The sequence below is a fragment of the Albimonas sp. genome, assembly GCF_055129145.1.
Genome location: NZ_JBSRTQ010000116.1, coordinates 1 through 13,658, shown reverse-complemented (window position 1 = coordinate 13,658; position 13,658 = coordinate 1). Strand labels below are relative to the sequence as shown.

Sequence of the window (13,658 nt, the reverse complement as noted above, 5' to 3'; positions counted from 1 at the left end):
TGGTTGCGCTCGCCGACCTGCCAGGGTCCGGTGAGCCCCGGACGCATGCTGTAATAGCTGACGCCGCGATAGAGCTCGATCTGCTCCGGGGTGAACGGCCGGGGGCCGACGAAGGACATTTCGCCGGTGAGGATGTTCCACAGCTGCGGAAGCTCGTCGAGCGAGGTGGAGCGCATGAACTGGCCGACCGCGGTGACGCGGGGATCGTTGCGCAGCTTCTGGTCGCGATCCCATTCGACGCGGGCGAGAGGGTCGTCGGCCAGATGGGCTTCGAGCTTGGCGTCCGCGTCGACCACCATGCTGCGGATCTTCCAGCAGCGGAACAGACGGCCGCCGCGCCCGACGCGCGGCTGGGCGTAGAAGGACGGCCCGCCGTCGAAGCGGGCCATGATCGCCAGGAGCAGCACCAGGGGCGCCGCTACCGGCGCCATCAGGGCGAGCATGGTCAGATCGAGAAGGCGTTTGCCGTAGGACGCATACCAACCCGCGCCGCCACCGGCCGAAGACGCGTCGGCGTTTGCGCTTGCGACCGCGCCCTCGGAGGCGTGCTGAAGCGAGGCGTCGTGAATCATGACCTGAAAACCCCCTGAGTACCCACTCGGGAAACGGAGCCGGAGCGACCCTGACTCTTGATTTCCCCACGCCGTCCAGGCTTCGTCCCCACGAGTCTACCTGAACCGTTCGTTAACGGCTTGTTTCACAAAATCCGATTCCTCACAACACGAATTCGCTGCGTTAGCGTTGAAGCCGTGGCGAAATCGACAGGTCCCGAGTCGCCGTCCGGCACGGATCCGGGGGGCGAACGGGGGCGTTGATGTGCGGCGTTTGCGCCACGCAGGATGCCTTCCCGCGCCGGGCGCCTCATCCGCGCCTTGATAACGGTGGCGAAGCGCGTCGGATTGAGTGAGAACCGTCTTCAAGCCAGATCGGAAGAGAGAGGGGCGACATCTTGCCAAGGTTTGCTTTTCCGGCGTCGGCCCTCGTCGCCGCGCTGCTGATTTCCATCCCGTCCTCCGGCATCGCGCAGGCCCTCGCCTCCGACGGGCAGACGGAAGGTTCGTCGGCCGCCACCGCGGCCGAGCTCGCCGCGTCCAGCAGCGGCTCCTCCTACTACTCGTTGCGGCCGGGCGACACGCTGTCGGTTTCGGTGCTCGAGGATCCCAATCTCAACCGTATCATCCTCGTCCGGCCTGACGGCCGCATCTCCATGCCCATCGCCGGCACGGTGATGGCCGCGGGCAGCTCGCCCGAAGAGGTCGAGTCGAAGCTGCGGGAACGTCTTTCGCGCGGGTTCCAGATCACGCCGACGGTCACCGTTTCGGTCACCGGCCTCGCCCCGATCCTCGACGACGCAGTGGATCCGGAGAAGGAGCCCTACGGGTTCTACATGGTCGGCGCCTTCGCCAATGTCGGGCGGATCGAGACGGTGGAGCCGCTGACGTTGCTGACCGCCATCGCCATGGCCGGCGGGCCCACCCCCTACGCCGCCAAGGACCGCATCCTGCTGCGCCGCAAGGACGAGGCCGGGGTCGAGACCGTGCATGTCTTCGACTACGAGCGGTTCGAGGAAGGTCTGATGCTGGAGGGGGACATCGAGATCCTGCCCGGCGACGTGATCTTCGCCGCCGAACGCGGCCTGTTCGACTGATCCGGCGCGCGGACGACCTCGCCGCCGCTGCACGGGACCGCTTCATGAGCAGGCGCAACTATGTCAGGACCGGGGAGTCCGGCCGCCGTCTCGGACGCGCGGCGCTGGCTTCGGCCGCCCTCGTCGGCGGCGCCGGCCTGCTGGCCGCCGCCGCCCATGCCGGCGACCAGTCGCTGACCGGCTCGATCTCCGAGAAGCTGCTGGGCGACACCAACTACCAGCTCGACCCGGACGCCAAGGGCACGCTGGGCGCGGAGACCACGCTCAACCTGGCCTATGAGAACGTCACGCCGACCGAGTCGATGAACCTGCGCAGCAGCCTGCGCTACAACGCCTATTCCGGCGACACCGGCAACAACAGCATCTCCGGCCTGTTCCCCAACGTCTCGGGCGGCTATCGGCGAGAGCGCAGCGACCAGGCTCTGTCTTTGAACTTCAACGCCTCGGTCAAGCCGGTGGAGTTCAGTTCGACCAGCTTCGTGCTGCTGCCGACCGACCCGACCGATCCCGTCGATCCGACCGATCCGGAGCCGACGCCGGAGATCGGCCTTGTAAGCGACACCGACGAGACGCTGCGCGCGATCTTCTCGATCGGTTCGGCCTACGACTATACGGTCAACTCGACCGAAACGTTGCAGTTCAGCGCCTCCGCCCGCCGGACCGACTATCTCGACGACACCGGCGGCCTCTATTCGCCGTCGACCACGGTGGACTTCGGGGCGGGCTGGTCGCACCAGGCGTCGTCTTCGTGGAGCACCGGCTTGCGCACCGGCGTCACCGTGATCCAGACCGACGACGACGCCGACCGCAACACCGTCACGCTCTTCGCCGCGCCGTCGCTCGGCTACGCGCGCACGCCCAACCAGACCTTCGACATTTCGGTGGGCCCGAGCGTCAGCTTCATCAGCGGCGGCCAGCGGGCGTCCGAGATCCAGCCGGGCATCCGCGCCTCGATCGGCGCGCGCTACGTGGCCGGCCCGACGACGTTCAGCGGCGGCGTGTCGAATGCGATCCAGCCGTCGGACAAGGGCGTTTCGAGCAACGTGACCAGCCTGAGCGCCGTGCTGGACCAACGCATCGATGCGACCCAATCGCTGCGCGCCACGGCGTCGTCCAGCCTGCAGACCCCGCTGGACGAAGCGGAGTCGAGCGGGGAGATCACCCGCTACAACCTCCGCGGCGCCTACACCCTGCAGGTCAATCCGCGCACCTCCGGCGAGGCCGGGCTCGGCGCCGCCTATACCGATGGCAGCACAAGCTCGGAGACCGCCTACAGCGTCAACGCCAGCCTGTCCTACCGACTGACCGAAGAGACCAGCGCCAATCTCGGCTACGTGTTCCGCATCGAGGACTCGGACGGGATGACGACCTCGCATCGGGTGTCGTTGACGTTGCGTCGGAATTTCTCGCTTCTGCCGTGACCCGGGGGGCTGCTGCGACCACGCTGCGCTTGCCGCTGAGGGTCGCGGACGCGTAGAAAACGGCGGTGTTGGCTTTGCGGCGTCGTAATTCCATGCCGCCGTCTTAGCTGAAAATCGCGTTCATGGGGAATCAGACGGTGCGGCTGACAGCCGATAACGTTAGTTCGACTTGGATTCGACACACCGGTCACGTTACACCACGGATGATTCATGGCGTCGATTCGGTCGGCGCCGGATGGGTCCATCGGCCATGCCGGTGGAGTGTGGGACGCGGCGTCGCGCTATGCGGCGGAGACGCCGCCGGGGGACATGCCGCACGGGGACGAGGCTCGCGAAGCGCGGGCGCTCGCGTGCGGCCGAGCAGGCTGGCCCAGGGGATGAGACAGGTATGACTTTTCGCGCTCATGCGTTCACTGCGGCTTTCCTGGCGTTGGCGACGTTCGGGCTGGCCGCCTGCGACTCCGGCGAGGAACGTGCCCAGGGCCACTACGAAAGCGGTCTGGCGCTGCTGGAGCAGGGCGAGCCCGAAAAGGCCCAGCTCGAGTTCCGCAACGCGATCAAGCTCGATTCGTCCCATGTCGAAGCCCGCTACGAACTGGGCCTCTACCTGAAATCCCGCAACGACATCCGCGGCGCGCTCAGCCAGTTCCGCGCGGTGGCCGAGCTCGATCCCGCGCAGTATCTCGCCCGGCTCGAAGTCGCCGAGATCATGCTCGTCGCCAACCAGCTCGACGAGGCCGAGAGCTATGTCATGGCCGCCTATGCGTTGAAGCCGGATGACCCGCGGGTGCTCGGAATCAAGGCTTCGGTCGACTACAAGCGCGGCAAGCGCGAAGAGGCGGTCAAGGTCGCGCAGCGCGTCATCGACGAGATCCCCGACAATGTCACCACAAGGCTGGTTCTGGTCGCCGACCGCGTCGATTCCGGCGATCCGGAGGGCGCGCTGGCGCTGCTCGATGCCGGCATCGCCCTTGACGAAGCCGATCTGAGCCTGAACGTGGTCCGGCTCGGCGTGCTGGAGACGCTGGAGAAGACCGACGAGATCGGTCCGCAGCTCGAGCGGCTGGTCACGCATTTCCCGCGCACCGACCAGTTCCGCGAAGCGCTGGCCCGCTGGTATGTCTACAAGAACAAGTACGATCTGGCCGAGGCTGAGTACCGCGCCATCGCCGACAACAATCCGAAGGATTTCCAGCGTGCGCTCGACGTCGCCCGCTTCGTCAACGCGCTGCATGGCCCGGCCAAGGCGCGCGAGGAGCTGGTGCGCCTCGCCTCCGGCGAAAACCCGATGGTGGAATACGAGCTTGCCATCGCCACGCTCGACCTGCGCGAAGGCGACGAGGCCGCGGCGATCGAGCGGCTCGACCGGCTGATCGCCGAACGGACCGGCGCCGACCAGAACAAGGCCCGCCTCGAGCGGGCCAAGCTGCATGTGAAGCACGAGGAGTTCGCCGCGGCGGACGTTCTGCTGAACGCGGTGATCTCCGCCGACGCCAAGAACGCCGATGCGCTGCAACTGCGCGCCTCGCGCTACATGGCCTCGGACCAGAACGAGGCCGCGATCCGCGATCTGCGCGCCGCGCTCGACGTGGCCCCCAAGAACGTCGACGTGATGCTGACGCTGGCCGCGGCCTACGACCGCAACGGTCAGCGCGAACTTGCGCTGGAGCGGCTGGCCCAGGCGATGCAGGAATCGTCGTTCGATGTGCCGATCACCCTGCGCTACGCCGAGGCGCTGATCCGCGCGCAGAAGCCCGACGTGGCCGAAAGCGTGATGAACGAGGCGCTGAAGAAGCGGGGCGAAACCCGTGATCTGCTGGTGGCGCTGGCCCAGCTCAAGCTGCGCAAGCAGACCTGGTCGGAAGCCGAGGACATCGCCAAGCGTCTGAAGGTCATCGATCCCAAGGACAACGTGGCCGACCGCCTGCTGGCCGCGGCGGCGCTGGGGCAGCGCAAGTTCAGCGAAAGCGCCGACATTCTCGAGAGCGTGGTGGAGGAGGGCGACGACAGCGGCGACGGCTCCTCCGGGGTGATCGCGCTGGTGCGCGCGCTGCTCGCGGGCGGCGACGTGGACCGCGCGCGCACCTACCTGACCGAGCGTCTCGAGACGCAGCCCGACGACGTGACCGCGCTGGTGCTGCGCGCCTCGATCCTGTCGAGCCAGGGCGACATGGAGGCGGCCGAGGCCGACCTGCTGAAGGCCATCGAGGTGGAGCCGGGCAATGCGGCCGCCTATGCCAGCCTGGCGCGGATCTACAACTCGATGGGCAAGGAAGCCCAGGTCACGGAAACCCTTCGGAAGGGTCTGACGCTTAATGACAACGACGTATCGTTGCGGCTGACCCAGGCCATGCAGCTGGAATACGAGGGCAAGTTCGATGATGCGATCGAGGTGTATGAGGATCTCTACAAGCAGCGCCCGTCCTCGACCGTCATCGCCAACAACTTCGCCAGCCTGCTGGCCGATCACCGCGCCTCGGACCCGGAGCAGTTGCAAAGGGCGTTCAACATCGCCAAGCGCTTCCGCGGTTCGGACCAGCCCTATCTGACGGACACCTACGGATGGCTCCTGCACCTGACCGGATCGTCGGCCGACGCGGTGCCCCTGCTGCGGCGGGCGGCGGATCAGCTGCCGACGAATCCGCTGGTGCAGTACCATCTCGGCGTGGCTCTGGCGGCGACCGGCGAATACAGTCAGGCCCGCAGCCAGATCAACCGGGCGCTGAGCCTGTCCGACCAGGTCAACTTCTCCCAGGCCGACCGCGCCCGGGACGTGCTCGCGCGCATCGAGGCGCTGGAAGCGGAGCGGGACAAGAAAGCGAAGCAGGGGCAGATCAATCAGTGACCGCGTTTGACGCGAGACAGGCGGCGCCCCCCAGGCCCGCCGGTTCAGGATGGGCGTGCGATGCGTGATCTAACCCGGCTTTACGACGAGTTCTTCGGGCTGAGGGAGCGGCCCTTTTCGCTGCTGCCCGATCCCGACTTCCTGTTCTGGTCGGGCCCTCACCAGAAGGCCTACACCATGCTGGAATACGGCATGGCCACCCACGCCCCGATCACCATGATCACCGGCGAGATCGGGTCGGGCAAGACCACCTTGGTTCGGAAGCTGCTCAACGACATGCCGGCCGATCTCTCGGTGGGGCTGATCTCCAACGCCCAGGGCGACCGGGGCGAGCTGCTGCACTGGGTGCTGATGTCGCTCGGCCAGCCGGTCGAGCCGGGGCTGGGCTATGTCGCGCTCTTCCGCCAGTTCCAGGATTACCTGATCGACGTCTACGCCGAAGGCCGGCGCACCGCGCTGATCTTCGACGAAGCGCAGAACCTCTCGCCCCTGGCGCTGGAGGAGCTGCGGATGTTCTCCAACATCAACGCGGACAAGGATCAGCTTCTGCAGCTGATTCTCGTCGGCCAGCCGGAATTGCGGGAGCTGGTGCGCCAGCCCGTGCTGCAGCAGTTCGCGCAGCGCATCGCCTCGGACTTCCATTTGCGGGCGTTCAGGGCGGAGGAGACCGACGCCTACATCCTGCACCGCCTCGCCCATGCCGGCGCGACGCGGGAGGTGTTCGAGCCGCATCCGCGGGCGATGATCCACGTGGCGGCCCGAGGCATTCCGCGGCTGATCAACCAGTTGTGCGATTACGCGCTGGTCTACGCCTATTCGGAGGAGCGGTCGGTGGTCGACACCGCCCTGGTGCGCGACGTGCTCGAGGATCGGCGGCATTCGGGGATGTTCCGGGTCGACGAAGCGCTCTCCATGCCTGCGGCGCAGGATGGCGCGGACGCGCTTCGTCACGACCCCGCCTCGTTTGTCGACCATACGTCATCTCGGGCCGCGATTTCAGGCGAGCCCCATGATGGACAGCCGCATGTCGCGGATCCCGTCGAATCGGCCCCTGACGCCGCCGCGCCGGGACGCCGTGAGGCCGGGGCCCAGCGCCAGGCCGGAACGCGCGACGCCGACGACCAAGACGGCGAAGAGCAGAATGTGTTTTATGGCGTATGGGACCGACAGGTCTGACCCGCCGTCCGCAAGAAAGCGTTGAGACGCAATATGCCTAACGAACTCGATCCCCGCTTTCTGTTTTCGGTCCTGCTTCGGCGGTTTCCGATTTTCCTGCTGACCGCGGTGGTGATCTTCTCGGGATTCGCGGCCGCGGCCGTGCTGTTGCCGGCGGCGTACACGTCGTCGGCCAAGATCCTGGTGGAATCGCAGCAGATCCCTACGAATCTGGTGCAGTCCACCGTGACCAGCCAAGCGGCGGAGCGGCTGCGCGTGATCCAGCAGCGGCTGCTCACCCGCGACAATCTTCTGGAGATCGCGGCGGAGTACAACGTGTTCCGCGACCGGCGGGAGATGTCGCCTTCCGACATCGTGGACGAGATGCGCAAGCAGTCCTCGTTCCAGGCCGATGCGCTGGACAGCGCCAAGCGCGGCGATGCCAGTCTGGCGGTGGTGTTCAGGGTCTCGTTCTCGGCCGACAACGGCACGGTCGCGGCGCGGGTTGCGGGCGAATACGTGACCCGCATCCTCGAGAACAATCTCAAGCTGCGCACCGGGCGCGCGGCGGACACCTACGAGTTCTTCGAACAGGAAACCCAGCGGCTCGGCGGCGAGCTGACCGCCGTGGAAGCGGAGATGGTGGATTTCAAGCGCGCCAACCGCGAGACCCTGCCGGAGACCCTCGATTTCCGCACCACGCAGCTGCAGCGCGTGCAGCAGCAGCTTCAGCTGCTCGACCGCGAAGACGCCAATCTGCAGGAGCGGCGCAAGCAGCTGCTGGAGATCATCGAGAACCCCGAGAATCTCGCGAATCAGGAACGGCCGCTCACCGAATCGGAGAAGATCAAGCAGCAGCTTCAGCGCGAGTTCGAGCTGCGCTCGGCGCTGCTCTCCGAACAGCACCCCGAGATCCGGGCGCTCCGGACCCGCATCGCCTCGCTCGACAACGCCATCGCGCAGGAGCGCAAGGAGATGGACGAACAGCTGCAGGACACGTCCTCGCAGCTGGTCGAAACCCAGATGAAGCAGATCCGTCAGCAGATGGAGCAGGTCGACATCCGCCTCTCCCAGATCTCCGACGAGACGGTCCAGCTGGAGCGTCAGGAGGCGTCGCTTCAGCGCTCGATCGGCGAGACGCCGAACACCCAGATGGCGCTGGCGGCGCTGCAGCGCAACTACGGCAACCTGCAGCAGCAGTATTCGGACGCGCGCTCCAAACTGGCGGTGTCGGCCACCGGCGAGCAGCTGGAGCTCAAGCAGCAGGCCGAGCGCTTCGAGGTGATCGAAGAGGCGGTGGTGCCCGACAGCCCCAACAAGCCCAACCGGATCAAGATCCTGGTGATGGGCGTGGGTGCCGGCGGCGGCGGCGGGCTGGCGCTGATCATCCTGCTGGAGTTCCTCAACAAGGCGATCCGGCGGCCTTCGGACATCATCAACACGCTCGACATGCAGCCGCTGGCGGTGATTCCCTACATCTACACCGACGAGGAGCTGCGCCGCAGATCCCGCGTGAAGTGGTCGCTGATCGTGATCTCCATCGGCGGCACGATCGCCTGCCTGGTGCTGCTGCACGTCTACTACCTGCCGCTCGACATGCTGATGCGCAAGGTGATGGTCGCCACCGAACTCGACGCCCTGCTGGAGCTGGTGCGGAGCCGGTTGAAATTCTGAGCCCCGAGTGCCGGGTCCCCTTTGCGGGGGCCCGGGACCCGAGCCCAATGGGCCCCGCGTGCGCCGCGGGGCCCGGCATTGAAAGGCGCATGTCATGGAACGCATCAAGGCGGCGATCAACCGGGCCAAGGAAGCGCGCGAGGGCGTGGTCGGGCTCGAGCAGCCGCGCCCGCCGGTCCGCACGGAGCTGACCGAGCGCAACACGCCGCCCGGCTGGCTGGCGCTGCAGCAGCTCGAACCCGATGAGGAGGTGCTGACCCGCAACCGCGTGGTCACCTTCTCCAAGGACGACCCGGCGCATGTGCCGTTCGACATCCTGCGCACCAAGATCCTGCGCATGATGGAGGCGAACAACTGGAAGTCGATCGCGATCACCTCGCCGACCATGTCCTGCGGCAAGACCATGATCGCGACCAACCTGGCGTTCAGCTTCTCGCGCCAGCGCAACATCCGCTGCATTCTGGCTGACGTCGACCTGAAACGGCCGCAGGTGCGCAAGAACATCGGGCTCGAAAGCCAGTTGTCGATGGGCGACTATCTGATGGGCGGCGTGAAGCCGGAGGAGTTCTTCATCCGGCTTGGCGAGAACCTCGCCATCGGTCCGACCTCGCAGAGCTTCCGTCATTCGGCCGAGCTGCTGCAGCATCCCGATGCCAAGAAGGCGCTGGACGAGATGTATCGCGTCCTGCAGCCCGACATCGTGATCTACGATCTGCCGCCGCTGCTGGCCTCGGACGACGCCATGTCGTTCATGGCCTATGCCGACTGCGCGCTGCTGATCGCGGCCTCGGGCATCACTTCGGTCCGCAATCTCGACGATTGCGAGCGGCAGCTGTCGGAGATCATTCCGCTCGCCGGCGTGATCCTCAACAAATACGACCTGCGCTCCGAGTCCTATTCCTACTACGAATACGACTACATGTGATCTGCGCCCCCCGCCGGGGGCCCGACGCCGATGCGAAACGCCCGCCCCGGGACCCCGGGGCGGGCGTTTTCACGACGGCGCGGCTGGGGGTCCGGGGGGCATCCCCCGGCCCCCGTCTCAGGCGGGGATGGCGGGCGGGGCCTCGTCCAGGTTCAGCCCCGGCGCCGCGGCCCGGATCGCGGCCCACATGTTGGCCCGGAACGTCGCCTCGCCGAAACGCCCGGCATGCGCGGCGAGCTGCGCGGGGTCGAGCCCCGGCTCCAGCTCGGTCTCGAAGCGCGTGATGCAGGCGGCCAGCGCCTCAGCGGTCTGCTCGTGAAACAGCAGCCCCGTGTCGCCGTCCACCACCGTGTCCAGCGCCCCGCCGCGGCCATAGGCCAGCACCGGGCGCCCGCAGGCCATCGCCTCCAGCGGCACGATGCCGAAATCCTCGACGCCGGGGAACAGCAGCGCGCGGCACGACTGGTAGAGCGCGCGCATCTTCTCGTCCGGCACCCGGCCGAGGAATTCGGTCCCCGCCGGGGCCATCGCCTTCAGCCGCTCCGTCTCCGGCCCCGAGCCGACCACCTGCAGCCGGCGGCCGAGCTTGGCGCAGGCCTCGATGGCGATGTCGGCGCGCTTGTAGGGCACCAGCTCCGACAGGAACAGGTAGGGCGCGTCCGCCCCCGGGGCCGGGGCCGGCTGATAGGCCTCGAGGTCCACCGGCGGGTGCACCACAACCGAATCGCGGCGCCAGCAGCGCTGGATGCGCTGCGCGACGAAGGACGAGTTCGCCACATACTGATCCACCCGGTTGGACGAGATCACGTCCCAGGTCCGCAGGCGGGGCGCGAGCCACCCGAAAGCCAGCTTCATCGGCCAGGACAGCCCGTCCTTGTAGGCGTGATACTGGTCCCAGATGTAGCGCATCGGCGAATGGCAGTAGCAGATATGGGCGGTGTCGGGCGGCGGGATCACGCCCTTGGCGGGCCCGCTTTCGGACGAGATCACCAAGTCGTAGCCGGTCAGATCGAGGCTCTCCAGCGCCCTTGGCATCAGCGCCAGATACTTCTGGTAATGCGTCTTCGCGCCGGGCAGGCGGCCGATGAATGTCTCGGTGATCTTGTGGCGGCGGAGCAGCGGGCTCAGCTTTTCCGGGTCGGCGACATGGGTGTAGATGTCGGCCTCGGGGAACATCAGGCAGAGCTGCTCGAGCACGCGCTCGCCCCCCCGCATTCCGACCAGCCAGTAGTGGATGATGGCCACGCGCATCCGCGAAAACTCCCTGCCGGACATGACGCCGCCGGGACCATGGTCCCGGCGGCGATAAGGTTTCAAGCGGATCGAAGGTCGGGCCGTCGCGCGGCCCCGCGTCGCCTCACTTGCCGGTCGGCTGAACCACCACCATCGCGGTGCGCAGCACGATCCACAGGTCAAGCCCGGCCGACATGCGGCTCAGATATTCCACATCCATCGCCACGCGATGCGCGTAGGACACGTCGTTGCGGCCCGAGACCTGCCACATCCCGGTGATTCCCGGACGCAGCGCGCAATAGACCGAGCGGGCGGCGCCGTAGCATTCGTTCAGCTCGTCCTCGGGCACCGGGCGGGGCCCGACGAAGCTCATCTGGCCGCGCAGGACGTTCCACAGCTGCGGAAGCTCGTCCAGCGAGGTCTTTCGGATCAGCGCGCCGACCCGGGTGATGCGCGGATCGTCGTTCAGCTTGCGGGTCGCGCGCCATTCGACGGCCGCGGCCGGGTTCTCCCGCAGATGCCGCTCGAGCCGGTCCTGGGAGTCCAGAACCATCGAGCGGATCTTCCAGCAGCGGAACTTGCGCCCGCCGCGGCCGACGCGCGTATGGCCGAAGAACGGCTTGCCGCCGTCCGTCGCCCAGACGACCATGGCAAGACCCAGGATTATGGGCGCCAGAACCGGCGCCAGCGCAAGCGCCAGCAGCAGATCAAGCGCACGCTTGCCTCCGGATTCATATAGTGTCCGCGCAAATGACGGTCCCGACGCGGGCGTAATCGCGTCCACAGCATAAAACTGTCCGTCAGGCTGCAAATGCTTCATACTCACCCCGTATCCGCAGACGCCCCCTGGCGCCCGAACACTCGACTTCGACCACGCCGATTCCGACGTCGCCGCATCCCACACAGTGGCAAGTATCCTGCAAATTGCGTCAAACTCAACGCAAAACTCGGGATTAACCTTCTTCGGGGACATGCGGTCGCAGGCGCACAGCCTGCGGCGAACCACCCACGACGTGGAATTTCGCCTTAACGACAAGCGGATGGAATGCTATGCCACGCCGATGACCGTGGTGATCGTCATGCTGCGTTGCTGAAAATGAGGGATCTGTTCATGAGGGTGACTGTCGTGCTCGCCGCATTTGCGCTCGGGGGATGCGGGCTGCTGTACACTTCGCCCGATGTCTATGAGACCGGAAGCGTCAGAAGCGGTTCGGATGGCGCCACCACCGATGTCCAGGTCATTCCCCTGACCTTCGAGACCGCGACGGAAGCCAATCTCGACGCCTACGTCCCGGCCCGTCTGCCCGACACCTTCCGGCCCATGCCGGCGACGCCGCCTGACAGCGTCCCGTCGAGCTCGTCCGCGATGCCGACGCTGCCGGACGCCGATTACGCCCAGGCCGGCTCCGTCGACGCGATGGCCGAGACGCTGCCGCCCACCGCCACCGCGCTGCAGCCGCCGGCCACCGCGGCCGAGGTCGATCTGCCCGAGACCGGAGAGCCGCAGCCCTATCGCATCGGCATCGCCGATACGCTGCTGGTCTCGGCCAATACCCAGGGCGCGACGCTGGAGGATGTGCCGAGCCTGCTCAACGCCCAGACCTCGCGCCGCGGCTACATCGTGCAGGACGACGGCGCGATCGCCATTCCCGACGTGGGCCGCATCCGCGTCGCCGGCTCGACGCTGGAGGAGGCGGAGGACGCCATCTTCCAGGCGCTGGTCAGCCAGGGCGTCGACCCGTCCTTCAGCCTCGAGATCTCCGACTTCAATTCGCAGCGGGTGTCGATCGGCGGCGCGGTGGCGGCCCCCAAGGTCGCGCCGATCACGCTGAAGCCGCTCTACCTGTCCGAGGCGCTGCAGCTCGCCGGCGGCGTGCAGGCCCAGGACCTCGACTACACCGTGGTGCGCCTGTTCCGCGGCGGCCAAGTCTACCAGGCCCCGCTGCGCGCCATCTACGGCGACGACGCGCTGCGCGACGTGCTGCTGAAGGACGGCGACGCGGTGTTCGTGGACACCGATTACGACCTGACCCAGGCGCGGGCCTATTTCACCGAGCAGCTGCAGCTGCGCGACTTCGAGCTGCGGGAGCGGGAATTCGCCTTCCGCCAGCGCCAGGCCGAGATCGACGACGTCCGCTTCGGCATCACCATCGCCCAGTTCGAGATGCAGAAGGCGCAGCTGCGTCAGCAGCTCGCGCAGATGCGGATCCAGGCGAGCCAGTTCGAGATCGCCCGCAACGCCGAGGCCCGCGCCATCGCGACCGAGCAGCGGTCCACCTTCCTCAGCCGGCTCGAGCTGGGCGCGGTGGCCCGCGACTACGTCTATGTGGCGGGCGAGGTGCGGGCCCCGCGCCGGTCTCCGCTGCCGTTCGAGGGCCGGCGCAACCTTGCCGACATGCTGTTCGAAAGCGGCGGCATCAACACCAACTACGGCGATTACGGCCAGATCTACGTGCTGCGCCGCCATTCCACGCCGGCGACCAGCCGGGTCGGGGGGATCGATGCCTATCATCTCGACGCCTCCAACGCGGCCAACCTGACCACGGCGGCGTTGTTCGAGATGCGGCCCAACGACGTGGTGTTCGTGGCCGAGCAGCCGATCACCATCTGGAGCCGGGTCATCAACCAGCTGACCCCGAGCCTGCTGAGCCAGGCGGCGCAGGTGGCCAACGTCTCCAACTGATCCGGGGCCGGCGGCGGGCGCGTCCCGCCGCCGGCGCCGCGCTAAAACGAAACGGCCGCGCCCCCGGGGGCGCG

The 13,658-nt window shown here is 67.2% G+C and carries 10 protein-coding genes; 7 read left to right on the top strand and 3 right to left on the bottom strand.

The features are described from left to right. Nucleotides 1–572 (bottom strand): sugar transferase (locus ACTB72_RS16115; protein WP_463038027.1); only part of this gene is annotated, 572 nt, incomplete at its 3' end. Between the two features lie 377 nt (nucleotides 573–949). Between ACTB72_RS16115 and ACTB72_RS16110 the strand changes: the two genes are divergently transcribed. From ACTB72_RS16110 to ACTB72_RS16085, 6 genes are all read left to right on the top strand, one after another. Continuing rightward, nucleotides 950–1,648: a polysaccharide biosynthesis/export family protein gene (locus ACTB72_RS16110; RefSeq protein ID WP_463038026.1), complete on the top strand. Its 699-nt coding sequence runs from the start codon at nucleotides 950–952 to the stop codon at nucleotides 1,646–1,648. A gap of 44 nt (nucleotides 1,649–1,692) precedes the next feature. Continuing rightward, nucleotides 1,693–3,069, top strand: coding sequence for a hypothetical protein (locus ACTB72_RS16105; protein ID WP_463038025.1), 1,377 nt, complete (start codon nucleotides 1,693–1,695; stop codon nucleotides 3,067–3,069). Between the two features lie 388 nt (nucleotides 3,070–3,457). Further along, on the top strand, nucleotides 3,458–5,914 hold the full coding sequence (locus ACTB72_RS16100; protein WP_463038024.1) for a tetratricopeptide repeat protein: 2,457 nt from the start codon (nucleotides 3,458–3,460) through the stop codon (nucleotides 5,912–5,914). A gap of 60 nt (nucleotides 5,915–5,974) precedes the next feature. Then, nucleotides 5,975–7,090: an ExeA family protein gene (locus ACTB72_RS16095; protein ID WP_463038023.1), complete on the top strand. Its 1,116-nt coding sequence runs from the start codon at nucleotides 5,975–5,977 to the stop codon at nucleotides 7,088–7,090. 33 nt (nucleotides 7,091–7,123) lie between these two features. Then, nucleotides 7,124–8,743: a GumC family protein gene (locus ACTB72_RS16090; RefSeq protein WP_463038022.1), complete on the top strand. Its 1,620-nt coding sequence runs from the start codon at nucleotides 7,124–7,126 to the stop codon at nucleotides 8,741–8,743. Nucleotides 8,744–8,837: 94 nt separating this feature from the next. Then, nucleotides 8,838–9,668, top strand: coding sequence for a CpsD/CapB family tyrosine-protein kinase (locus tag ACTB72_RS16085; RefSeq protein WP_463038021.1), 831 nt, complete (start codon nucleotides 8,838–8,840; stop codon nucleotides 9,666–9,668). A 117-nt stretch (nucleotides 9,669–9,785) separates the two neighbouring features. Here the strand turns inward: ACTB72_RS16085 and ACTB72_RS16080 are convergent, their stop codons facing one another. Together ACTB72_RS16080 and ACTB72_RS16075 are read right to left on the bottom strand one after the other, a co-directional pair. Further along, entirely contained in the window at nucleotides 9,786–10,919 is a 1,134-nt protein-coding gene (locus ACTB72_RS16080; protein WP_463038020.1) for a glycosyltransferase, read from the bottom strand. A 106-nt stretch (nucleotides 10,920–11,025) separates the two neighbouring features. Further along, nucleotides 11,026–11,721 (bottom strand): sugar transferase, encoded by a 696-nt coding sequence (locus ACTB72_RS16075; RefSeq protein ID WP_463038019.1) that lies wholly within the window; start codon nucleotides 11,719–11,721, stop codon nucleotides 11,026–11,028. Nucleotides 11,722–12,012: 291 nt separating this feature from the next. On the opposite strand from ACTB72_RS16075, the gene ACTB72_RS16070 reads away from it, so the two are divergent. Beyond that, a complete protein-coding gene (locus ACTB72_RS16070) occupies nucleotides 12,013–13,584 on the top strand; it encodes a polysaccharide biosynthesis/export family protein (protein WP_463038018.1) in 1,572 nt (523 codons plus the stop codon). Nucleotides 13,585–13,658 lie beyond the last annotated feature (74 nt).